This window comes from Streptomyces misionensis (assembly GCF_007896895.1).
GTDB classification, from domain to species: Bacteria; Actinomycetota; Actinomycetes; order Streptomycetales; family Streptomycetaceae; genus Streptomyces; species Streptomyces misionensis_A.
The window spans coordinates 1-19,778 of record NZ_VOGW01000167.1 but is presented as its reverse complement, the minus strand read 5'-3'; the positions used below and the strand labels follow the sequence as shown (position 1 = coordinate 19,778).

Below are 19,778 nucleotides of genomic sequence, written 5' to 3'. Positions count from 1 at the left end.
CCACGGCTGCGCCCCCCTCCCTCTCCGCCCGCCGCGCCCACGTCACCGCCCCCCACCGCCTCTCGCTCACCGTCACCCCCGGCGAGACCATCGCCCTCATGGGCCGCAACGGCGCCGGCAAGTCCACCCTCCTCAACACCCTCGTCGGCCTGCTCGAACCCACCTCCGGCACGGTCACCGTCGGCGGCGCCGCCCCCCACCGCACCGCGCCCCGCGACCTCATCCGGCACGTCGGCCTGGTCCCCCAGGAACCGAGGGACCTGCTGTACGCCGACACGGTGGCGGCCGAATGCGCCGCCGCCGACCAGGACGCGGGCGCGGACCCCGGCACCTGCCGCGCCCTGCTGTCCCGGCTGCTGCCGGGCATCGCCGACGACACCCACCCCCGCGACCTCTCCGAGGGCCAGTGCCTCACGCTCGCGCTGGCCGTCGTGCTGACCGCCCGCCCGCCGCTGCTCCTGCTGGACGAGCCCACCCGCGGCCTGGACTACGCGGCGAAGGCCCGGCTGGTGACCGCCCTGCGCGGCCTCGCCGCCGAGGGGCACGCGATCGTGCTGGCCACGCACGACGTGGAGCTGGCCGCGGAGGTCGCGCACCGGGTGGTGCTGCTGGCCGAGGGCGAGGTGATCGCGGACGGTCCCACGGCGGAGATCGTGGTGTCGTCCCCGTCCTTCGCCCCGCAGGTGACGAAGATCCTGGCCCCCCAGCGGTGGCTGACGGTGGCCGAGGTCCGGGAGGCCCTGGCATGACCCTCGCCCCCGAGGCCCGGGCGCCCCGGGTCCGGGCCGTCCGCCTCGGCCCCCGGTCCGTCGCCGCCCTGGCCCTGGTCACCGCGGTCGGAGTGATCGCCTTCGGCTGGCCCTTCCTCGCCCCGCCCGCCTCCCAGCTCGGCGCGCACGCCCAGGACGCCCCCTGGCTCTTCGCGGGCCTGCTGATCCTGCTGGTGGCGGTGGTCGCGGCGACGATCTCGGAGTCGGACCTCGGTCCCAAGGCGGTGGCGACGCTGGGCGTGCTGGCCGCGACCGGTGCCGCGCTGCGGCCGATCGGCGCGGGCACGGCCGGGATCGAGCCGATGTTCTTCCTGCTGGTGCTCAGCGGCCGTGTCCTGGGCCCCGGCTTCGGGTTCGCGCTGGGCTCGGTGACGATGTTCGCGTCCGCGCTGCTGACCGGCGGGGTCGGGCCCTGGCTGCCGTTCCAGATGCTGTCGATGGGCTGGTTCGCGATGGGCGCGGGCCTGCTGCCGGGCCCGGTACGGCTGCGCGGCAGGGCCGAACTGCTGCTCCTGGCCGGCTACGGCTTCCTCGCCTCCCTCGCCTACGGCACCGTCATGAACCTGGCCGGCTGGCCCTTCATGGGGGCCACCGCGTCGGGTATCTCCTTCCATCCGGGTGACTCGGTCGCCGCCAATCTGGCCCGCTTCGCCGCCTACTGCCTGGCCACCTCCCTCGGCTGGGACCTGGGCCGGGCCCTGTGCACGGTGGTGCTGACCTTCGCGCTCGGTCCGGCGGTGCTGCGCGCGCTGCGCCGGGCCACCCGCCGGGCCGCCTTCGAGACCCCGGTCACCTTCGACGGCCCCGGGGAGTGAAGAGCCGTATCCGCGCGGTGTCCGGGGCGGTGAAGCCCCCCACATGACGCAGTTCACCTACGAATGAAGGCCGTACCTCCGTCCGGCGCAGCGACTTCGGAGCGCACCCCCTCCCACCTGCGGTTCCCGGCCCGCGCCGCCGAACGGACCGGACGCACCCATCCGGCCTCAACTAGTAAACGCGGTGATTGCGGGCAGTTGTCCGGGCTGCTTATCTGGTCGGCGTCGCCAGGCGCCACGGGCCTTCAGGGTCGCGGCGCCGACGCATGCCGGTCGCGGAGACGCGGCCCGCCCTCCGGGGCTCGTGCGCGGCGATTCCCTGTCCCCGACGCAAGAGGTTCTCCGTGTCCGTCTCCGTCCTCCGTGGCATCGCTTCCCCGAAGAAGGCCCTCACCGTCGCCGCCGTGGCCGCCGCCACCACCGGCATGGCGCTGTCCGCGGCGCCCGCCCAGGCCGCCCCTGCCTCCGCCTCCTCCGCCCAGGCGGTCGCGCACAAGATGATCCCGGACGCCGCGCAGTTCAACGCGTTCAGCAAGATCGTCGAGCGTGAGAGCGGCTGGAACCCGACGGCCACCAACCGCTCCTCCGGTGCCTACGGCCTGGTCCAGGCCCTGCCGGGGTCGAAGATGGCCTCCGCCGGTGCCGACTGGAAGACCAACCCGGCCACCCAGATCAAGTGGGGCCTGGACTACATGAACTCCCGCTACGGCAGCCCGGTCAAGGCCTGGTCCTTCTGGCAGGCGAACGGCTGGTACTGAGCCGGTCCCACGACCGCCGCCCCCTCTGCCGTACCGCTCACCCCGCCCCGCCGCCGAACCAGCGGGCTATCGGGGCCAGCGCGGCCCGTCCCGACCCCTGGTGGTCGACGGCGCCCAGGTCGAGCAACCGCACCCTCGCCCCCCGCTCGGCGAGGGTGCGTTCGCATGCCCGGGCGTTGCCGATCGGCACGTCCGTGTCGCCGTCCCCGGCGTACAGCCGCACCGGCACGCCGGGCTTCCAGGCGCAGGTGCCGTCGTTGGCCCGCAGTGCCTGCGCGAGACCGCCCGTCGGATGGCCGAGGCCCCGGTAGAAGTCGGGCGTCAGCAGCTCCTTCACGTTCGGCGCGAGCTGCCGGACGATGTCCTCGTCCTCGTGCCGCCCGTCGAAGAGGCGCTCGACGCGATCGGCGTACGGCTGCCGGAACACCTCGGACGGGTCCTTGTAGATGGGGTGCAGCCGGTTCTGGGCGACGAGGAAGTAGGAGAGGTAGAACACCCCGCTGATGTCGTTGACCCGGCCGTCGGTCATCGCCGGGACCTGGGTGCCGAGCAGGTCGTAGGGGCCGGAGACCGGGGCGAGCGCCTTCAGCCGGAAGCCCGGCGCGTCCCCCGCCTGCACCGCGCGGCCCAGCGCCATGGCGACCTGGCCGCCCTGGGAGAAGCCGCTGACGTACAGGTCGCCGTCGAGCGTGCGGCCCAGCCCGCGCGCGGCCGTCCGGGCGGCGCGCAGCATGTCCACGGAGGCGGTGACGGCGGACCGCGTGTCCATGTAGGGGTGCGGTCCGGGGCCCTCGCCCAGCCCCAGGTAGTCGGGCGCGGCGACCGCGCGGCCGGTGGCGGCGAAGAGGTACGAGGGTGCCCGCGCGTCCTCGGCGACGGAGGGGGCGTAGGCGCGGTCGGACATGGTGCCGTGGGTGTCGGAGACGAGCGCGAGCCGGTGGCCGCCGCCGTCCGGGAGGGTGAGCAGTCCGGTGGCGGTGGTGGGCCTGCCGTACGGGTCCACCGTGCGGTACGTCAGCCGGTAGGCGCGCACGCCGTGGCGGACCGGGTCGGTGCCGATGTGCTGTTCGCCGAGTTCGCGGATGATCTCCGCCCGGTCGCGCACGGCGACCGGGACGACCGAGACGAGCCGCCCTCTGTCCTCCTCGCGGTGCGTGTCGGCCGCGAGGGCGGCGGGTGCCGCCGCGGCACCGGCGCCCGCGAGCAGCAGCGCGGCGAGCCCGGCCGCCGCCGCCCGTCGGGCCCCTCCGGTCCGCCAACTCGTCCCGTGTGCTCCTGGTTTGTGCGTTCCCCGTGTCATGTCTCACACGCTAGGCGGACACGCCTTCCGCGCCCATGCCGTTGTCCCCCGTCCGCATGGTGGAGTTGTCCTCACCCTGTCCGTCCGGCGAACCGGAGGAACGATGACGACGCCGAAGACAGCGGAGCCTGCGGGGGCCGGGCCGGACCCGGAGGCGCGCGGGCTGCGGCTGGTCGTCGTGCTGCTCACGCTGACCGTGGTGAGCGGTCTGATCGACGCCGTCAGCTATCTGGGGCTCGGCCGGGTCTTCACGGCGAACATGACCGGCAACGTGGTGGTGCTGGGGTTCGCGGCGGCGGGGGCGCCCGGGTTCTCGGTGCCGCACACCGCGACCTCCCTGGGCTGCTTCCTGCTCGGCGCGGTGGTGGGCGGCCGGGTGGCGGCCCGGTTCAGGGGCGGGTCCCGGCGCCGTTGGACGCGGCTGAGCCTGGCGGCCGAGGCGGCCCTGGTGGGGCTGTCGGCTGCGGTGGCCTTCGCCTGGCCGCGCGACGCGGGCGCCGCCTACGCGCTCATCGCCCTCACCGCCCTCGCGATGGGCCTGCGCAACGCCACGGTCCGCGGGCTCGGGGTCGCCGATCTGACCACCACGGTGCTGACCGGGACCCTGACCGGGCTGGCCGCCGACTCCCTCCTCGGCAGCGGCACCGGGCACCGCTCCCCGCGCCGTACCGCCTCGGTGCTGGCCATGCTCGCGGGCGCCTTCCTGGGCGCCTGGCTGGTGCTGCACCACGGTCTGGGCCTTCCGCTGCTGCTCGCGGCCGTGGGGTCGGCGGTGCCGGCGGTGACCGCCTCCGGCCGCGAGTAGCGCCCGGCGGGCCGGCGGTCACCCGGTCGGCGGCGGCCAGCCGGTGGTCACCCAGTGATCAGCCGGTGGTCAGCCGGCGGCCACCCGCAGCTCCTTGACCCCGTTGATCCAGGCCGAGCGCAATCGGCGCGGGGCCGCGACCAGCCGCAGGTCCGGCATGGCGTCGGCGATGGCGTCGAAGATGAGGCGGATCTCCAGGACGGCGAGGGACTTGCCGAGGCAGTAGTGCGGTCCGCCGCCGCCGAAGCCCAGGTGGGGGTTGGGGTCGCGGGTGATGTCGAAGGTCTCGGGGTCGGTGAAGACGGCCGGGTCGTGGTTGGCGGAGGCGTAGAAGAGGCCCACCCGGTCGCCCTTGCGGATCCGCGCGCCGCCCAGTTCGGTGTCCTCGGTGGCCGTGCGCTGGAAGGAGTTGACGGGGGTGGCCCAGCGGACGATCTCCTCGGCGGTGGTCGCGGGCCGCTGCCGTTTGAACAGGTCCCACTGCCCCGGGTGGGTGAGGAAGGCGTGCATGCCGTGGGTGATGGCGTTGCGCGTGGTCTCGTTGCCGGCCACCGCCAGCATCAGCACGAAGAAGCCGAACTCGTCGGAGTTCAGGTTGCCTTCGTCCTCCGCCGCGACCAGGGTGGTGACGATGTCCCGGGCCGGGCACTGCTTGCGCTCGGCGGCCATGTTCATGGCGTAGGCGATGATCTCGGCCGCCGACCGGGCGCCGGCGTCCTCGGTGACGGCGTACTCGGGGTCGTCGTAGGCGATCATCCTGTTGGACCAGTCGAAGATCTTGCCCCGGTCCTCCTGGGGCACCCCGATCAGCTCGGCGATGGCCTGGAGCGGCAGTTCGCAGGCGACCTCGGTGACGAAGTCGAAGGGCTCCGAGCGGTCGCGGACCGCGCCGACGATCGCCTCCGCGCGCGCCCGCAGCCGGTCCTCGAGGGCCCGGATCGAGCGTGGTGTGAAGCCGCGCTGCACGATCTGCCGGACACGCGTGTGTTCCGGAGGATCCATGTTGAGCAGGATCAGGCGCTGCATGTCGATGGTCTCGCGCTCGATGCGCTCGCCGAAGCGGATGACCGCCGTGTTGAGGAAGGAGGAGAACAACTCCGGGCGGGCGGAGACGTATCTGACGTCCGCGTGCCGGGTCACGGCCCAGTAGCCGGCGTCGGCGAAGCCCGCGGCGCCGTGCCGCTGCGCGATCCAGCGGACCGGCTCGGTGCGGCGCAACTCGGCGAACTCCGGCAGGGGCACGCGGTGGTGCAGCAGGTCGGGGTCGGTGAAGTCGAACCCCTCGGGCAGCGCGGGGCAGTGCATCGGCGGCTCCAGCCATCTGACGGACCATCAGCTGATGCGGGTGAACGTAATGACGGGTCCCACGACCGACAAGGGGCATCGCCCGGCCAATTGGTGCGGAACTCGTGCAGATCACGACTTCCGCCGTTGCAAGACCCTTGCGGCGGCGGACATCACCTCCGCAGACTGCACCCGGGAACTGGTACGCGTTCTGGTTCCGAGGAGAGCCCTCCCGGAGAGGACCCGCGCGCATGGCCGCCGAACCCGTGATCGTCGAAGCCGTCCGCACCCCGATCGGCAAGCGCGGCGGCGCGCTCGCCGAGCTGCACCCCGCCCGCCTCCTGGGCGAGACCTACCGTGAACTCCTCGGCCGCACCGGCATCCCCGCCGACGCGGTCGAGCAGATCGTCGGCGGCACGGTGACCCACGTCGGCGAGCAGTCCATGAACCCCGCGCGCACCGCCTGGCTGACCGCGGGCCTGCCGTACGAGACCGCCGCGACGACCGTGGACTGCCAGTGCGGCTCCTCCCAGCAGGCCGCGCACATGGTGGCCGGCATGATCGCGGCGGGCGTCATCGACGTCGGCATCAGCTGCGGTGTGGAGGCCATGTCCCGCGTCCCGCTGGGCTCCGGCTCCCGGCACGGCCCCGGCAAGCCGTTCCCCGACGAGTGGAACGTCGACCTGCCCAACCAGTTCGAGGCGGCGGAGCGCATCGCCCGGCACCGGGGGCTGACCCGTGAGGACGTCGACTCGCTCGGCGTCCTCTCCCAGGAACGGGCCGCCCTCGCCTGGGCCGAGGAACGCTTCAAGCGGGAGACGTTCGCCGTCCAGGTGCCCACCACCGAGGAGGAGCAGTACGCGGGGCAGGGCATGTGGCGCCTGGTCGACAAGGACGAGGGGCTGCGCGACACGTCCATGGAGTCGCTGGCGGACCTGAAGCCGGTGATGCCGACCGCCGTGCACACCGCGGGCAACTCCGCGCAGATCTCCGACGGCTCGGCCGCGATCATGTGGGCGTCCAAGCGGACGGCCCGCGCCCTGAGGCTGCGGCCGCGGGCGCGGATCGTCGCCCAGGCGCTGGTCGGCGCCGACCCGCACTTCCATCTGGACGGCCCCGTCGACGCGACGCGCGCGGTACTGGGCAAGGCCGGGATGTCGTTGCGGGACATCGACCTCGTGGAGATCAACGAGGCGTTCGCCTCGGTGGTGCTCAGCTGGGCCCGGGTCTTCGGACAGGACCTGGACAGGGTCAACGTCAACGGCGGCGCGATCGCCCTCGGTCACCCGGTGGGCGCGACCGGCGCCCGGCTGATCACCACCGCCCTGCACGAGCTGGAGCGCACGGACAAGGAGTTCGCGCTCGTCACCATGTGCGCGGGCGGCGGCCTGGCGACGGGGACGATCCTCCAGCGGCTCTAGCGCTGCGACCGGAAGGGTTCATCGGCTCGCGACGCCCGGCACGGCACCAGGGTCCGTCGGTTTCCCGTCCGCCGGGCGGCCCGTCAGCCCTCGGCGACGGCCACCGCTCCCGGCTTTCGCTCCCCGGCGCGGGCGGCCGGCAGGACCGTACGCACCCGCGGCCCCTGCACCAGGTACGACAGCCCGAAGCCGGCGGCAACCACCACCGCGCCGCCCACCGCGTCCAGCACCCAGTGGTTGGCGGTGGCGAGGATGGCGGAGACGGTGAAGAAGGGGTGCAGGAGGCCGAGGGCCTTCATCCACCACCTGGGCGCCAGGATCACGATCACCATGCCGCACCACAGGGACCAGCCGAAGTGCAGGGACGGCATCGCCGCGTACTGGTTGGTGAGCGCGGTCATCGCCCCGTAGTCGGGGTGGGCGAGGTCCTGGGCGCCGTGCACGGTGTCGATGAAGCCGAGCCCCGGCATCAGGCGCGGCGGGGCCAGCGGGAAGAGCCAGAAGCCGATCAGGGCGAGGAAGGTGGCGAAGCCGAGGGAGGTGCGGGCCCAGCGGTAGTCCACCGGGCGGCGCCAGTACAGGACCGCGAGCACGGCGAGCGGCAGCACGAAGTGGAACGACTCGTAGTAGAAGTCGAAGAAGCCGCGCAGCCAGCCGATCCCCGCGACCGTGTGGTTGAGCCAGTGCTCGATGTCCACGTGCAGGAACCGCTCGATGTGGACGACGATCCGCCCGTGGTGCTCGGCGGCGTCCCGGCCCCGGTCGTCCCCGCCGGAGCCCGCGGCCAGCCGGACCTTCGCGTAGGCGGCGTACACGACCCGGATCAGCAGCAGTTCGAGGAGCAGGTTGGGGCGGGTGAGGACCCGGCGCAGGAACGGCACCAGCGGTACGTGCTTCCAGCGGGCGGGGACCGCGGGGGCGTACTCGGTGGGGACGGGGGTGCGGTAGTACGGCGAGGTGCGGGAGAGGAACGGTACGGCGACGGCGGCGGCCAGGGCCGCGACCAGCACCAGGTCGTCGCGCAGGGCGTACAGCGCCGGGGTGTTCGGCAGCATCATCTTCGCCGGCAGGGTGGTGACCAGGGCCACCGCCACCGGCCAGACGCTGCGGTCGGAGGCCCGCCGCCCGACCCGGCCGACCACCGCGAGCAGCAGCCACAGCAGCTGGTGCTGCCAGGTGGTGGGCGAGACGGCCACGGCGGCGCAGCCGGTGACGGCCACGGCGAGCAGCAGCTGCCCGTCGTGCGCGTAGCGCACCGCGCGGCGCAGGGCGAGGACCGTGACGGCCGCGCCGAGCAGCAGGAAGAGCGTGATCTCCAGGGGGCCGGTGAGGCCGAGGCGGAGCAGGGCGCCGTGCAGGGACTGGTTGCCGAGGGCGTCGGCCTTGCCGCCGAGGCCCACGCCGGCCGGGTGGTGCAGCCAGTAGGTGACCGAGTCGTGCGGCAGCGCCGCCCAGGCCAGCGCGGTCAGCGCGGCGAAGGTGCCGGTGCCGGTCAGGGCGGCCCGGCGGCGGTCGGTGAACCACAGCAGCGGCACGAAGAGCAGCACGGTGGGCTGGAGCGCCGCCGCCAGGCCTATGCACACCCCGCTCGCCCGCTGCCCGCGCACGGCGAAGCAGCCGGCCAGCACCAGCAGCACCGGCAGGATGCTGGTCTGGCCGAGCCACAGGGCGTTGCGCACCGGCAGCGACACCATGAGCAGGCTGATCGCGACCGGCGCGGCCAGCAGGGAGGTGCGGCGGCCGACCGGCTGGGGCAGCGCGCGCGCGGCGATCAGGCCGAGCGCGACGACCAGCAGCAGGCTGCCGAAGGTCCAGCCCCAGCCGAGGGCGGCCTCGGCGGCGCGGGTGAGCGGCTTGAGCACGAGCCCGGCGAAGGGGGTGCCGGTGAACTGCGTGGAGTCGTAGAGGGAGCCCTTGACGTGCAGGACGCCGTTCGGGCCGACCCAGGTCTCCAGGTCGGTGAGGCGTTTGCCGCTCGGGCTGGTCAGGACGGTGGCCACCTGCCGGACCGCGAGGACCGCGGCCACCGCCCACAGCGCGAGCCGCGCCGCGCGCAGCCTTCCCTCCGCGTCAGCCGTGCCGAGACCGTCCCCCGGTCCCCCGCTGTGCTCCACGTTCGCCACGCCCCGTCGGCCTCCCGCCCCGTTCGTCCCCGGCGCCGTGCACGCCGGGTCGCTCCGCGAAACTCTACGAGGCTCGCAGACCCCCTGAACAGGGACGCAGGCAACCCCCGGTTCACCTGACGTCCCCCGCCCTTTTGTCCGGATGACGATAGTGCCCGTGGCCTCCGGTTGCGCTCCCGGGGCGCGAGAAGCATCACAGTCGGCGGCCGGTACACCGGAGCGCGAACGGGCAGACGTGCCTGCGTAGGCACCCTTTGGCCACCCTGTGCACATATACGCGTACGTGACGTAACAGCCGAATCCGTGCCTATGGTCGATTTTCGGCCCGTCGCACGTCACCGCCGCCGTCCGGGTCGGGTCCCTGTCCCCGTCGAAAGGTAGGCGAGCCCCGTTTTGGCGACCGTCACAGCCGTCACCCCGCACGTCAAGGGCCGCGATACCGCCGCCTCGCGCGATGTCACCGTCACCGATCCCGCGCTGGTCAGGCGCGCCGTCAAGGCGGCCGCGCTGGGCAACGCGATGGAGTGGTTCGACTTCGGTGTCTACAGCTACATCGCGGTCACCCTGGGCAAGGTCTTCTTCCCGTCCGGCAACCCGACCGCCCAGCTGCTGTCGACGTTCGGCGCCTTCGCGGCGGCGTTCCTGGTCCGCCCGCTCGGCGGCATGGTCTTCGGCCCGCTCGGCGACCGCGTGGGCCGGCAGAAGGTCCTCGCGCTCACCATGATCATGATGGCGGCGGGCACGTTCGCGATCGGACTGATCCCCTCGTACGCCTCGATCGGCGTCGGCGCGCCCCTGCTGCTGCTGGCCGCCCGTCTGGTGCAGGGCTTCTCCACCGGCGGCGAGTACGCGGGCGCGTCCACCTTCATCGCCGAGTACGCCCCGGACAAGAAGCGCGGCTTCTTCGGCAGCTGGCTGGAGTTCGGCACGCTGGCGGGCTACATCGGCGGCGCGGGCCTGGTCACGCTGATGACGGCGCTGCTGTCGTCCGGCGACCTGCTCTCCTGGGGCTGGCGCATCCCGTTCCTGATCGCGGGTCCGATGGGCATCATCGGCCTGTACCTGCGGATGCGCCTGGAGGAGACCCCGGCGTTCGCGGCGGAGGTCGAGAAGGCGGAGAAGTCCCGGCCGAAGGTGCCGCTGCGGCAGATGGTGACGGGCCAGTGGAAGACGCTGGTGCTCTGCATGGGCCTGGTGCTGGTCTTCAACGTCACCGACTACATGCTGCTGTCGTACATGCCGAGCTACCTCACCAGTGAGCTGAAGTACGACGAGACGCACGGGCTGCTGGTGGTGCTCGGTGTGATGGCGCTGATGATGATCGTGCAGCCGTTCGCCGGGGCGCTGACCGACCGGGTGGGCCGCCGGCCGGTGATCGCCGCCGGGTGCGCGGGCTTCCTCCTCCTCTCCGTCCCGGCCCTGCTGCTGATCCGCCAGGGCAGCCTGCTCGCGGTCGCGCTCGGCATGGGCGCGCTGGGCCTGCTGCTGGTCTGCTTCACGGCCGCCATGCCGGCCGCGCTGCCCGCGCTCTTCCCGACGCGGGTGCGCTACGGGTCCCTGTCCATCGGCTTCAACGTGTCCGTGTCGCTGTTCGGCGGGACGACCCCGCTGGTGGTGACGGCGCTGATCGGGGCGACGGGCGACATGATGATGCCCGCCTACTACATGATGGCCGCGGCCGTCGTGGGCGGCTTCGCGGTGTGGCGGATGTCGGAGTCGGCGGGACGCCCGCTGCCGGGTTCCGCCCCCGCGGTGGAGAAGCGGTAGGCGCCGGCGCCGCCCGCCGGGGACCGGACGGCCGGACAGCCCCGTGCGGGGGCTGTCCGGCCGTTTCCTCTTCCGGTGCCGGTGCGGCCGGGCTCAGTGGCCCGCGGACTCCTGCGGGCGTGCGTGGCGCGGCAGCAGGAAGGCGAGCAGGAAGGTCAGCGCGAGCATGCCGTCGACGATCCACAGCACCGTCTTCATGACCGTGCCGAACCCGCTACGGAAGGCCGAGGACGTGGTGGCCGCCAGGGCGGCGGGGACCCGGGCGCCGGCCTCGGGAGAGGCCGCGGCGGACCGTGCGTCCTTCTCCAGGCGCGCGCAGGACGCCGGGGTCGCGGCCGGGTCCTTGGCCACGGCGCGGTCCGAGGCGCAGGCACGCAGGTCGGCCACGACCCGGTCCTGAGCGGCGGGCGCCACGCGCACCGCGGCGAGCCGGTGCCGCAGGTCGTCCGCGTGGTGGTCGACGGCGGTGGCGATCCCGCCGCCCAGCAGGCCGAAGAAGACGGTGCCGAGCATGGCCACGCCGAAGGCGCCGCCGAGCTGCTGCATCGCGGTCATCGTGCCGGACGCCGAGCCCGTCTCGTGCTGCTCGACACCCGCGAGCACGATGTCGAAGAACGGCGCCATGAGCAGGCCCATCCCGATGCCGGTGACGAGCAGGGCGGGCAGCAGCTGCCAGGGGCCGACGCCGCCGCCCACCCGGTCGAGGGTCAGCCACACCCCGAACACGCCGAGCGCCATCACCAGCGCGCCCGCCTGGAGCACGGCGCGGCCGAACCGGGCGACGCCCTGGGCGAGGCCGAAGCCGACGATCATGCCGCCCGACCAGGGCACCATGACCATGCCGGCCTTGAGCGGCGAGTAGCCGAGGCCGATCTGCGTGTAGAGGTTGAAGACCAGCATGAAGCCCTGCATGGTCGAGAAGAAGACCAGCCCGAGGGCCATGCCGCCGCTGAAGCCGCGCTTGCGGAACAGGCTCGGGACGACCAGCGGGTCGAGGCCGGCCCTGCTGCGGCGCGACTCGTGCGCGGCGAAGGCGGCGAAGACGGCCAGCGAGGCGGCCATCATCACGAAGGTCCACATGGGCCAGCCGTACTCACGGCCCTGGACCAGCGGGAAGATGAGGAGCAGCGCGGCCAGCGAGACCAGGAGCATGCCGGGGATGTCCAGGTCCGGCCGGCTGCCGGACCGGCCCCGGGGCAGGTAGCGCAGGGCGCCGAGGAAGGCGGCGGCGCCCAGCGGCAGGTTGATCAGGAAGATCATCCGCCAGCCGGTGCCGAAGTAGTCGGCGTCGACGAGCCAGCCCGCCAGGATCGGGCCGCCCACCGCGGACAGCCCCATGACCGGGCCGAACATGCCGAAGGCCTTCTGCGACTCCTTCGGCGGGAACATCTCCTTGATCATGCCGAGGCCCTGGGGCAGCATCACCGCGCCGAACAGCCCCTGCACGACGCGCGCGGCGATCAGCATCCCCGGCGACGCGGACACCGCGCACAGCAGTGAGCCCAGGGTGAAGCCGGCGGCGCCCACCAGGAACATCCGGCGGCGTCCGTGGATGTCTCCGAGCCGGCCTCCGGTGACGAGCCCGACGGCCATCGAGAGGGTGTACGCGGCGGCGAGCCACTGGAGCGTGGAGGCACCGCCGCCCAGGTCGGCCCGCATGGAGGGGCCGGCGATGTTCGTGACGACGGCGTCGAGGAGATCCATCACCTCCGCCGCGAGGATCACGAAGAGCGCGGCCCAGCGCCACCGGTAGGGCGCCTGCGCATGGGTGGGCGTCTCGTCGGACGCGACCCCTGTGACGGACATGGGGACTCCTTGGGAAAAGAACGGTGTTCACCTTACAGAACATCGATCGTCATATGAACGCTGTTCACCAAGATATAGCGCAAGTATCCGCCGACAGACAAGCTATATCGCGTCTGCGTCCGGGCGCACCGGCCCTGCGGTCACCGGAGAACACCGTTCTCCCCGCGCCCTAGACTCGGGGCCATGAGCAACGCGGCCCCGGGCACCCCCGCACCCCCCCCGTCCCCCTGGGACCGCAGGCGCCGCCCTCGCGCCCAGGCCGCCCCCGCACGTCTCCCGCTCTCCCGTGAACGGGTCGTCGAGGCCGCCTTCACCGTCCTGGACGACCAGGGGCTCGACGGGCTGTCGATGCGCCGGGTCGCGGCCGAACTGGGCGTGACCGTCTCCGCCCTGTACGCCCACGTCAGCTCCAAGGACGACCTGCTGGAGCTGATGTACACCCGCCTCTTCGACGGCTTCGAGCTGCCGGAACCGGACCCGAAGCGGTGGCGGGAGCAGTTGCGGGACTTCGCGCACGCCGGGCGCCGGCGCCTGCTGTCGCACCGGGACATGGCCCGGATCTCCATGGCCCACGTCCCCTTCACCGCCGAACTGCTGCCGCACGTCGAGGGGTTGCTCGCGATCTTCCGCGCCGCCGGGTTGCCCGACCACATCGCGGCGGAGGCCGGCGACCTCATCTCCACCTACATCGACGGGTTCGTCCTGGAGGAGGGCATGTGGCAGGACCGGGCCGCCCGCGAGGACGGCGAGGAGGCCTCCCTGGCCCGCCCCGACTGGCACGAGATGGCCGACCGGATGCGGGACTACTTCGCGTCCCTGCCCGCGGAGGACTTCCCGAACCTGCGCGCCCTGTCCGGGCTGATGGTGTCCGGCTCCTCCGACACGAGGTTCGACACCGGTCTGGAGATCATCCTGCGCGGTCTGGCGAGCTATCTGCCGGATACGGCGCCCGGTGACGACGCCCGCTGACCACGCCCCTGCGTGTTCGCGGCCGTTCTCCCCCTCCCCGCCCCCGGGCTGAGATGATCGGAGGGGCAGCAGGCATTCGGGAAAGGCGGCAGGCGATGAGCGGGCAGCAGCTCTGGGACGACGTCGACGACTACTTCATCAGCAACCTCTCGCCCGACGACGAGGCACTGCGGGCCGCCCTGCGGGAGAGCGAGTCCGCCGGACTGCCCGCCATCGCGGTCACCGCCGCGCAGGGCAAGCTGCTCCAGCTGCTCGCCCAGGTACAGGGCGCGCGCACGGTGCTGGAGATCGGCACGCTGGGCGGTTACAGCACGATCTGGCTGGCCCGCGCCCTGCCGGAGGACGGCAGGCTGGTCTCGCTGGAGTACAGCGCCAAGCACGCCGAGGTGGCCACCCGCAACATCGCCCGCGCGGGCCTGGAGCGCATCGCGGAGGTGCGGGTGGGCCCGGCCCTGGAGTCGCTGCCCAAACTCGCCGACGAGAACCCCGCCCCCTTCGACCTGGTCTTCATCGACGCGGACAAGGCCAACAACGGCCACTACGTGGAGTGGGCGCTGCGGCTCACCCGCGCGGGCAGCCTGATCGTGCTGGACAACGTGGTGCGCGGTGGCCGGGTCGCGGACGCGGACAGCACCGAGCCGGACGTGGTCGGCACCCGGACCGCGATCGAGCTGATCTCCGCCCACCCGAGGCTCAGCGGTACGGCGATCCAGACGGTCGGCGCCAAGGGCTACGACGGCTTCGCGCTCGCCCGGGTGCTGGGCTGAGCCCCGCGGCTCACGCCTCGTGGCAGAAGCCGACGTCGACGCTGCGCGGGGCGCCGCGGTCCCGCACGACGACCTCGCCCAGGACCCCGCGCGGCAGTGGCACGGTGGCGCCGTAGCCCAGGGTCCCGGTGGACTCCCCGACGGTCAGCCGGACCTCGGAGGCGGGGTCGGGCTGGGAGCCGCGCAGCCAGGTCAGCCGCCAGGTGCCGTCGGGCCCGCAGGAGAACTCCAGGTGGACGCGGGAGACGAACAGCCAGTCCTCGGGAACGACCAGCCGGCACACGGCCGCGTCCCGGCCGACCCGCAGCACGGCGCCCGGCTCGCTCGGCGCCTGTGCCATCGTCATGCCGGCGGTGGCCCCCGCGTCGGCCGCCGAGACGGTGGCCATGGTGAGTTCGAGCACCTGCGTTCCCCCTGAACGTCGTCGCGCGCCCGGCGGACGCCGTGCACCGCCGCCGCATGATAGAACGCCCCGCCGGGCCCCGTCCGGCACAATGGGGCCATGACCGAGCGCAAGCCACCCGGCGTGCCGTTCGAGTCCTGGGTCGACAAGCAGATCCGGGACGCGCAGGCGCGCGGCGAGTTCGAGCGGCTGGCCGGAGCGGGTGAGCCGCTGCCCGCCGAGGTCGACTCCACCTACGACGAACTGTGGTGGGTCAAGCGGAAGATGGCGCGCGAGGGCCTGGCGGTGCTGCCGCCCGCGCTGGCCCTGCGCAAGGAGGCGGAGGACGCGCTGGCGGCGGCGTACGCGGCGCCCTCGGAGCGGATCGCCCGGAAGATCGTCGAGGACGTCAACGTCAAGATCCGCGACATGATGTTCAAGCCGCCGCCGGGCCCCCCGCTGGGCAAGAAGCCTTACGACGTGGAAGAGGTCGTGCGCGAGTGGCACCGGCTGAGGACGGACGCACGGGAGCCCGGGGCGTGAGCGCCCCGACGCGGGACCGCGCCGCCCGGCCGCGACCGGTCCTCGTGCCCTGAACGCGCCCTGAACGCTCCGGGCCGGGCCGGGACACCGGCCCGGCCCGCTCCCGTCGTCAGCCCCGCAGCAACCGTTCGGCCAGGTCGCGGTAGTCGCGCAGGGCCAGCCGCAACTGCTCCGTGTCCGACTCGGCGGCCGAGCCGCGCTCGTCGGTGTCCTCCCAGGACATGCGCAGCGTGCGGCGGCGCCGGGTGACGGCCTCGGTGAAGCGGGCGGCGATCTCCTCCACGGCCCGGTCCGCCTCCTCCACGGCTGCCCGGGGCTGGTCCACGAACCCGGCCGTGACCTCCCGCATCCGCTGCTCCCAGCGCGCGTTCTCCTCGTGCGGCAGCAGCGGGGCGCCGGTCCCCGAGGACGGCTCGGCGGACCCCGGCGCGGTCGGCCAGGCGTCCGGCGCGGTGCCCTCGGTGCTGCCCGCCTCCCGGGCGCTGACACCGCCGGGCGCGGGCGCGCCGAGCCCGTCGTCGGGCATGGGGGCCGCGTTCGGCGCGGACGTGCCGAGGTCGGACTCGCCGCCCGCCCGCATCGAGCGGTCCCGCTCCGCCGTGCCCAGGTCCTCGGTGCCGGGGCGCAGCCCTTCCGTGCCGTGTCCCCGGGTCCGCGCGGGACCGGGCGGGGGCGGCGGCTGCGTGCCGCCGGGCTCCCCGGGCAGCCGTTCGGCCGGGGTGGGCCGTCTCGTCGGCCGCTCGCCCGTCTCCGGCCGCTCGGTGTTCTCGGCCTCCGGCACCCACTCGTCGTCCGGCGGGCGGGCGTAGCGGCTGCCGGGCTGCCGCTCGTCACCCGGGCCTCGCATCCTGTCCGGCATGGTGCTCGTCCCTTCTGCTGGGTCAGGCCCGGTGGCGGCCGGGCGTTGCGCCGCTGTCGGCGCGGGTCAGGTCGTCGAAGAGGGCGTGGGCCCCGACGAGGGCGGTGCGCATCTCCTCGGTGCCGGCGCCGCCCGTTTGCGTCCGGGCCATCCGGTGGATTCGCCGGTAGCCGTCGACGTGGTCGGCGTGGTGCACGGACAGCGCGGCCAGCTGCTCGTCGTAGCGGCCGCCGTCGGGGTAGCCGCGCACGGCGGCGACCTCGCCGAGCAGCTGGTCGGCCTCGGCCACCGCCTGCCGCGGGGACTGGACGAAGTGCTCCTGGACGCTGGTCCAGCGGGCCGCGTACCGCTCCCGCTCGTCCCGGGCGAGCGGCCGTTCCCGCAGGTCGCCGTGGCGTTCGACGCGTTCGTTCAGCTCCTGCTCGGCGGCCTTGGTGTCCCCGTCGTGGGCGGCCACGGCCCGCTCGTACTCCGGTCCGAAGCGCCGCTTCAGACCGGATCCGCCGCCGCTGCGGTGGCCGAGCAGCACGGTGACGAGCGCGGCGACCACCACCAGCGCCACGATCACGACCAGCAAGATGATCAAGCCTGTGGACATCGGTTCCTCCGGTCGGACCGGCCCCGCCGGCCGGTTCTCCCTCCGGGTCACCCGGAACCCCGCCCACAAACGGCGGCCGCCCGGCCCGGCCCGGAAAACGACTCGGACCGGCCGCGCCCCGCGCCCCACAATGGCCCGCATGACGACGTGGACGATCAGCCCGCAGGCGCCCGGTTCACCGGTCGCCGCCGCGCTCTGGCGCGCGTACTACACCGAGGTCAGCGACCGCTGGTATCTGCGGTACGAGGGACGCCGCACCGATCCGCAGGAGCTGGAGCGGGAGATCGCGGCCACCACGGGCGCCGAACTCACGCCGCCCACGGGGCGGTTGCTGGTGGGATGGTACGGCGGCACTGCGGCCGGGACCGCGGGCGTACGGCTGCTCGACACCGGGACCGCCGAGCTGACCCGGGTATTCGTGCGCGCGGACCTGCGCGGCCGGGGCGGGGCCCCGCTGCTGGTGGCGGCCGCCGAGGAGGCCGCCCGCGCGCTCGGCGCCCGGCGGCTCGTCCTCGACACCCGCGACGATCTGGTCGAGGCCCGCGCCCTGTACGCCCGCCTCGGCTACACGGAGACCGCTCCGCACAACCGCGACCCGTACGCGGAGCACTGGTTCCGCAAGGAGCTGGTCAGCTGAGCCCGGTCCGCTCGGCCGTGTGTGGGCGTTCGCTGTCCGCCCCGCACAGCTCGGCGGACAGCTCCTTGACCAGTTTCGTCAGATCGGTGCTGCGGCCCGGCTGCCACCAGTCGCCGAGCAGTTCGGCCAGCGACTCCTCGCGGGCCTCGGCGAGCCGTTCGGCGGCCTCGCGCCCGGACTCGGTCAGATACAGGTCCAGGCCCCGGCGTTCGGCCAGCCGCCGCTCCTCGACCTGCCGGGCGGCGTCCAGCACGGCCTCCAGCGGGACGGGGCAGCGCTCGGCGAGCACGCCCGGCTCCACGGAGCCGTGCCTGCGGATGCGCAGCAGCAGCCAGCTGGCGGCGGGCAGCAGGTCGTACCCGGCCCGCCCGGTGATGTCCCGGTAGACCTCGCGGCGGCCCTCGCGGGTGCCCAGCGTGGACAGGGCACGGCAGACCTCGTCGTAGGAGGACCGCTCGACCGGGTTGGGGGCGAGGGTCTCGGAGACGTCCGGCGCGGTGACCGAGCCGCGCAGCCGGTCCTCCTTCAGGAACCAGGCCAGCAGGAAGCCGAGGAGGGCGACGGGGGCGGCGTAGAGGAAGACGTCGGTGATGGACGAGGCGTAGGCGCCCAGCGCGGCGGGGCGCAGGGCGGGCGGCAGCGCGGCGATGCCGCGCGGGTCGGCCTTGAGGGCGCCGGCGTCCACCCCGGGCGGCAGGTGGACGCCCCGGAAGGCGGCGGTGAGCTTGTCGCCGAGGCGGCTCGCGAAGACCGTGCCGAAGATGGCGACGCCGAAGGAGGCGCCGATGGAGCGGAAGAAGGTGGCGCCGGAGGTGGCGACGCCCAGGTCCTCGTAGGAGACGGCGTTCTGCACGATCAGCACCAGGACCTGCATGACGAGGCCGAGGCCGAGGCCGAAGACGAAGAAGTAGGCGCTCATCTCGGCGGTCGGGCTGTGCTCGTCCAGACGGTGCAGCAGGAGCAGGCCGATGGCGGTGACGGCGGTGCCGGCGACCGGGAACACCTTCCAGCGGCCGGTGCGGCTGACGATCTGCCCGGAGACGGTGGAGGACAGCAGCAGGCCGACGACCATCGGCAGCATGTACACCCCGGACATGGTCGGGGAGACGCCGTGCACGACCTGGAGGAAGGTCGGCAGATAGGTCATCGCGCCGAACATGGCGAAGCCGACGATGAAGCTGATGACGGCGGCGAGGGTGAAGGTGCGGATGCCGAACAGTTCGAGCGGCAGCACCGGTTCCGCGGCCCGGCGCTCCGCGGCCACGAACGCGAGCGCGAGCAGCACGCCGAGCACCGCGAGGGAGATGATCTGCGGCGAGCCCCAGGGCCAGGTGCTGCCGCCGAGGGAGGCGACGAGGACGAGGCAGGTGGCGACCGCGGCGATCAGGAAGGTGCCCAGGTAGTCGATGACGTGGCGGGAGCTGCGGGCTGGTATGCGCAGGGCGCCGGCGATCACGGCGAGCGCGACGACGCCGACCGGCAGGTTGACGTAGAACACCCAGCGCCAGCTCAGGTGCTCGGTGAACAGCCCGCCCAGCAGCGGTCCGAGCACGCTGGTCGCGCCGAAGACGGCACCGAACAGGCCCTGGTAGCGGCCCCGGTCGCGGGGCGGCACGATGTCGCCGACGATCGCCATCGACAGCACCATCAGCCCGCCGCCGCCCAGCCCCTGGAGCGCCCGGAAACCGATCAGCTGAGGCATGTTCTGCGCCATGCCGCACAGGGCCGAGCCGACCAGGAAGATCACGACGGCGGTCTGGAACAGCTTCTTGCGCCCGTACTGGTCCCCGAGCTTGCCCCACAGCGGGGTGGCGGCGGTGGAGGCCAGCAGATAGGCGGTCACCACCCAGGACAGGTGTTCGAGGCCGCCGAGGTCGCTGACGATGGTGGGCAGCGCGGTCGACACGATGGTCTGGTCGAGGGCGGCGAGCAGCAGCCCGAGCAGCAGGGCGCCGATCGAGACGAACATGCCCCGCGCCACCTGGTCGTCACCGCTCACGTCCTGCGCCGCATGCGTGTCCAGGGCCATGGAGACCTCCCGGAACTCGGCCTGAGGCTGGGTGCGCCTCTTCCATCCTGGTCGGTGTCTCCATTTATGGCCTGTCGACTCCTGGGGATGTGGAGAAGATGGGCATACCCTCTGAAGCTCTGGAGGAAGGCGGGGCTCACGGGGC

The 19,778-nt window shown here is 73.4% G+C and carries 18 protein-coding genes; 10 read left to right on the top strand and 8 right to left on the bottom strand.

From position 1 onward, the window contains the following. From FRZ03_RS27480 to FRZ03_RS27470, 3 genes are all read left to right on the top strand, one after another. A partial coding sequence (locus FRZ03_RS27480; protein ID WP_146467828.1) for an ATP-binding cassette domain-containing protein occupies window positions 1-749 on the top strand: 749 nt, incomplete at its 5' end. Next, window positions 746-1,585, top strand: a complete 840-nt coding sequence (locus FRZ03_RS27475; RefSeq protein ID WP_146467827.1) for an ECF transporter S component — start codon at window positions 746-748, stop codon at window positions 1,583-1,585. The genes FRZ03_RS27480 and FRZ03_RS27475, both read left to right, overlap by 4 nt. Window positions 1,586-1,929: 344 nt before the next feature. Beyond that, window positions 1,930-2,343, top strand: coding sequence for an aggregation-promoting factor C-terminal-like domain-containing protein (locus FRZ03_RS27470; protein WP_261399356.1), 414 nt, complete (start codon window positions 1,930-1,932; stop codon window positions 2,341-2,343). Between the two features lie 37 nt (window positions 2,344-2,380). Here the strand turns inward: FRZ03_RS27470 and FRZ03_RS27465 are convergent, their stop codons facing one another. Further along, window positions 2,381-3,643, bottom strand: a complete 1,263-nt coding sequence (locus FRZ03_RS27465) for an alpha/beta hydrolase family protein (RefSeq protein WP_146467825.1) — start codon at window positions 3,641-3,643, stop codon at window positions 2,381-2,383. A 103-nt stretch (window positions 3,644-3,746) separates the two neighbouring features. Here FRZ03_RS27465 and FRZ03_RS27460 point away from each other — a divergent pair, with 103 nt between their 5' ends. After that, a complete protein-coding gene (locus FRZ03_RS27460; RefSeq protein WP_146467824.1) occupies window positions 3,747-4,448 on the top strand; it encodes a YoaK family protein in 702 nt (233 codons plus the stop codon). A 69-nt stretch (window positions 4,449-4,517) separates the two neighbouring features. Here the strand turns inward: FRZ03_RS27460 and FRZ03_RS27455 are convergent, their stop codons facing one another. Beyond that, window positions 4,518-5,753 carry a cytochrome P450 gene (locus FRZ03_RS27455; RefSeq protein WP_146467823.1) on the bottom strand — a complete coding sequence of 412 codons (1,236 nt, stop codon included), beginning with the start codon at window positions 5,751-5,753 and terminating at the stop codon, window positions 4,518-4,520. A 230-nt stretch (window positions 5,754-5,983) separates the two neighbouring features. Here FRZ03_RS27455 and FRZ03_RS27450 point away from each other — a divergent pair, with 230 nt between their 5' ends. Continuing rightward, window positions 5,984-7,153 (top strand): steroid 3-ketoacyl-CoA thiolase, encoded by a 1,170-nt coding sequence (locus tag FRZ03_RS27450; protein ID WP_146467822.1) that lies wholly within the window; start codon window positions 5,984-5,986, stop codon window positions 7,151-7,153. A gap of 83 nt (window positions 7,154-7,236) precedes the next feature. Here FRZ03_RS27450 and FRZ03_RS27445 read toward each other — a convergent pair whose 3' ends face one another. After that, complete coding sequence (locus FRZ03_RS27445) at window positions 7,237-9,276, bottom strand: bifunctional glycosyltransferase 87/phosphatase PAP2 family protein (RefSeq protein ID WP_146467821.1); 2,040 nt, start codon at window positions 9,274-9,276, stop codon at window positions 7,237-7,239. 393 nt (window positions 9,277-9,669) lie between these two features. Here FRZ03_RS27445 and proP point away from each other — a divergent pair, with 393 nt between their 5' ends. After that, window positions 9,670-11,043 carry a glycine betaine/L-proline transporter ProP gene (proP, locus tag FRZ03_RS27440; protein ID WP_146467820.1) on the top strand — a complete coding sequence of 458 codons (1,374 nt, stop codon included), beginning with the start codon at window positions 9,670-9,672 and terminating at the stop codon, window positions 11,041-11,043. A 93-nt stretch (window positions 11,044-11,136) separates the two neighbouring features. Here the strand turns inward: proP and FRZ03_RS27435 are convergent, their stop codons facing one another. Beyond that, window positions 11,137-12,849: an MFS transporter gene (locus tag FRZ03_RS27435; RefSeq protein WP_146467819.1), complete on the bottom strand. Its 1,713-nt coding sequence runs from the start codon at window positions 12,847-12,849 to the stop codon at window positions 11,137-11,139. Between the two features lie 183 nt (window positions 12,850-13,032). Between FRZ03_RS27435 and FRZ03_RS27430 the strand changes: the two genes are divergently transcribed. Both FRZ03_RS27430 and FRZ03_RS27425 read left to right on the top strand, forming a co-directional pair. Beyond that, the gene (locus FRZ03_RS27430) at window positions 13,033-13,818 is read left to right on the top strand and encodes a TetR/AcrR family transcriptional regulator (RefSeq protein ID WP_146467818.1); all 786 of its coding nucleotides are present in this window, start codon (window positions 13,033-13,035) and stop codon (window positions 13,816-13,818) included. Window positions 13,819-13,913: 95 nt separating this feature from the next. After that, a complete protein-coding gene (locus FRZ03_RS27425) occupies window positions 13,914-14,585 on the top strand; it encodes an O-methyltransferase (RefSeq protein ID WP_146467817.1) in 672 nt (223 codons plus the stop codon). Between the two features lie 10 nt (window positions 14,586-14,595). Here FRZ03_RS27425 and FRZ03_RS27420 read toward each other — a convergent pair whose 3' ends face one another. Further along, window positions 14,596-14,988: an FHA domain-containing protein gene (locus FRZ03_RS27420; protein ID WP_146467816.1), complete on the bottom strand. Its 393-nt coding sequence runs from the start codon at window positions 14,986-14,988 to the stop codon at window positions 14,596-14,598. A 99-nt stretch (window positions 14,989-15,087) separates the two neighbouring features. Between FRZ03_RS27420 and FRZ03_RS27415 the strand changes: the two genes are divergently transcribed. After that, window positions 15,088-15,510 carry a DnaJ family domain-containing protein gene (locus tag FRZ03_RS27415; RefSeq protein WP_146467815.1) on the top strand — a complete coding sequence of 141 codons (423 nt, stop codon included), beginning with the start codon at window positions 15,088-15,090 and terminating at the stop codon, window positions 15,508-15,510. A 109-nt stretch (window positions 15,511-15,619) separates the two neighbouring features. Here the strand turns inward: FRZ03_RS27415 and FRZ03_RS40580 are convergent, their stop codons facing one another. Beyond that, a complete protein-coding gene (locus FRZ03_RS40580; protein ID WP_261399355.1) occupies window positions 15,620-16,369 on the bottom strand; it encodes a hypothetical protein in 750 nt (249 codons plus the stop codon). Window positions 16,370-16,391: 22 nt separating this feature from the next. Beyond that, the gene (locus FRZ03_RS27405; RefSeq protein ID WP_261399354.1) at window positions 16,392-16,967 is read right to left on the bottom strand and encodes a hypothetical protein; all 576 of its coding nucleotides are present in this window, start codon (window positions 16,965-16,967) and stop codon (window positions 16,392-16,394) included. Window positions 16,968-17,097: 130 nt separating this feature from the next. On the opposite strand from FRZ03_RS27405, the gene FRZ03_RS27400 reads away from it, so the two are divergent. Next, a complete protein-coding gene (locus tag FRZ03_RS27400) occupies window positions 17,098-17,604 on the top strand; it encodes a GNAT family N-acetyltransferase (RefSeq protein WP_146467814.1) in 507 nt (168 codons plus the stop codon). On the opposite strand, the gene FRZ03_RS27395 is transcribed toward FRZ03_RS27400, so the two are convergent. Next, window positions 17,597-19,633 carry an MDR family MFS transporter gene (locus tag FRZ03_RS27395; RefSeq protein ID WP_146467813.1) on the bottom strand — a complete coding sequence of 679 codons (2,037 nt, stop codon included), beginning with the start codon at window positions 19,631-19,633 and terminating at the stop codon, window positions 17,597-17,599. The two genes, FRZ03_RS27400 and FRZ03_RS27395, sit on opposite strands and share 8 nt — an antisense overlap. Window positions 19,634-19,778: the final 145 nt, after the last annotated feature.

Bases quoted from the DNA above. Each gene is read 5' to 3' on its own strand.
- FRZ03_RS27430 (WP_146467818.1), top strand. From the start codon at position 13,033: ATGAGCAACGCGGCCCCGGGCACCCCCGCACCCCCCCCGTCCCCCTGG.
- FRZ03_RS27435 (WP_146467819.1), bottom strand. From the start codon at position 12,849: ATGTCCGTCACAGGGGTCGCGTCCGACGAGACGCCCACCCATGCGCAG.
- FRZ03_RS27395 (WP_146467813.1), bottom strand. From the start codon at position 19,633: ATGGCCCTGGACACGCATGCGGCGCAGGACGTGAGCGGTGACGACCAG.
- FRZ03_RS27475 (WP_146467827.1), top strand. From the start codon at position 746: ATGACCCTCGCCCCCGAGGCCCGGGCGCCCCGGGTCCGGGCCGTCCGC.
- FRZ03_RS27425 (WP_146467817.1), top strand. From the start codon at position 13,914: ATGAGCGGGCAGCAGCTCTGGGACGACGTCGACGACTACTTCATCAGC.
- FRZ03_RS27405 (WP_261399354.1), bottom strand. From the start codon at position 16,967: ATGTCCACAGGCTTGATCATCTTGCTGGTCGTGATCGTGGCGCTGGTG.
- FRZ03_RS27455 (WP_146467823.1), bottom strand. From the start codon at position 5,753: ATGCACTGCCCCGCGCTGCCCGAGGGGTTCGACTTCACCGACCCCGAC.
- FRZ03_RS27400 (WP_146467814.1), top strand. From the start codon at position 17,098: ATGGCCCGCATGACGACGTGGACGATCAGCCCGCAGGCGCCCGGTTCA.
- FRZ03_RS27450 (WP_146467822.1), top strand. From the start codon at position 5,984: ATGGCCGCCGAACCCGTGATCGTCGAAGCCGTCCGCACCCCGATCGGC.
- FRZ03_RS40580 (WP_261399355.1), bottom strand. From the start codon at position 16,369: ATGCCGGACAGGATGCGAGGCCCGGGTGACGAGCGGCAGCCCGGCAGC.
- FRZ03_RS27465 (WP_146467825.1), bottom strand. From the start codon at position 3,643: ATGACACGGGGAACGCACAAACCAGGAGCACACGGGACGAGTTGGCGG.
- FRZ03_RS27460 (WP_146467824.1), top strand. From the start codon at position 3,747: ATGACGACGCCGAAGACAGCGGAGCCTGCGGGGGCCGGGCCGGACCCG.
- FRZ03_RS27415 (WP_146467815.1), top strand. From the start codon at position 15,088: ATGACCGAGCGCAAGCCACCCGGCGTGCCGTTCGAGTCCTGGGTCGAC.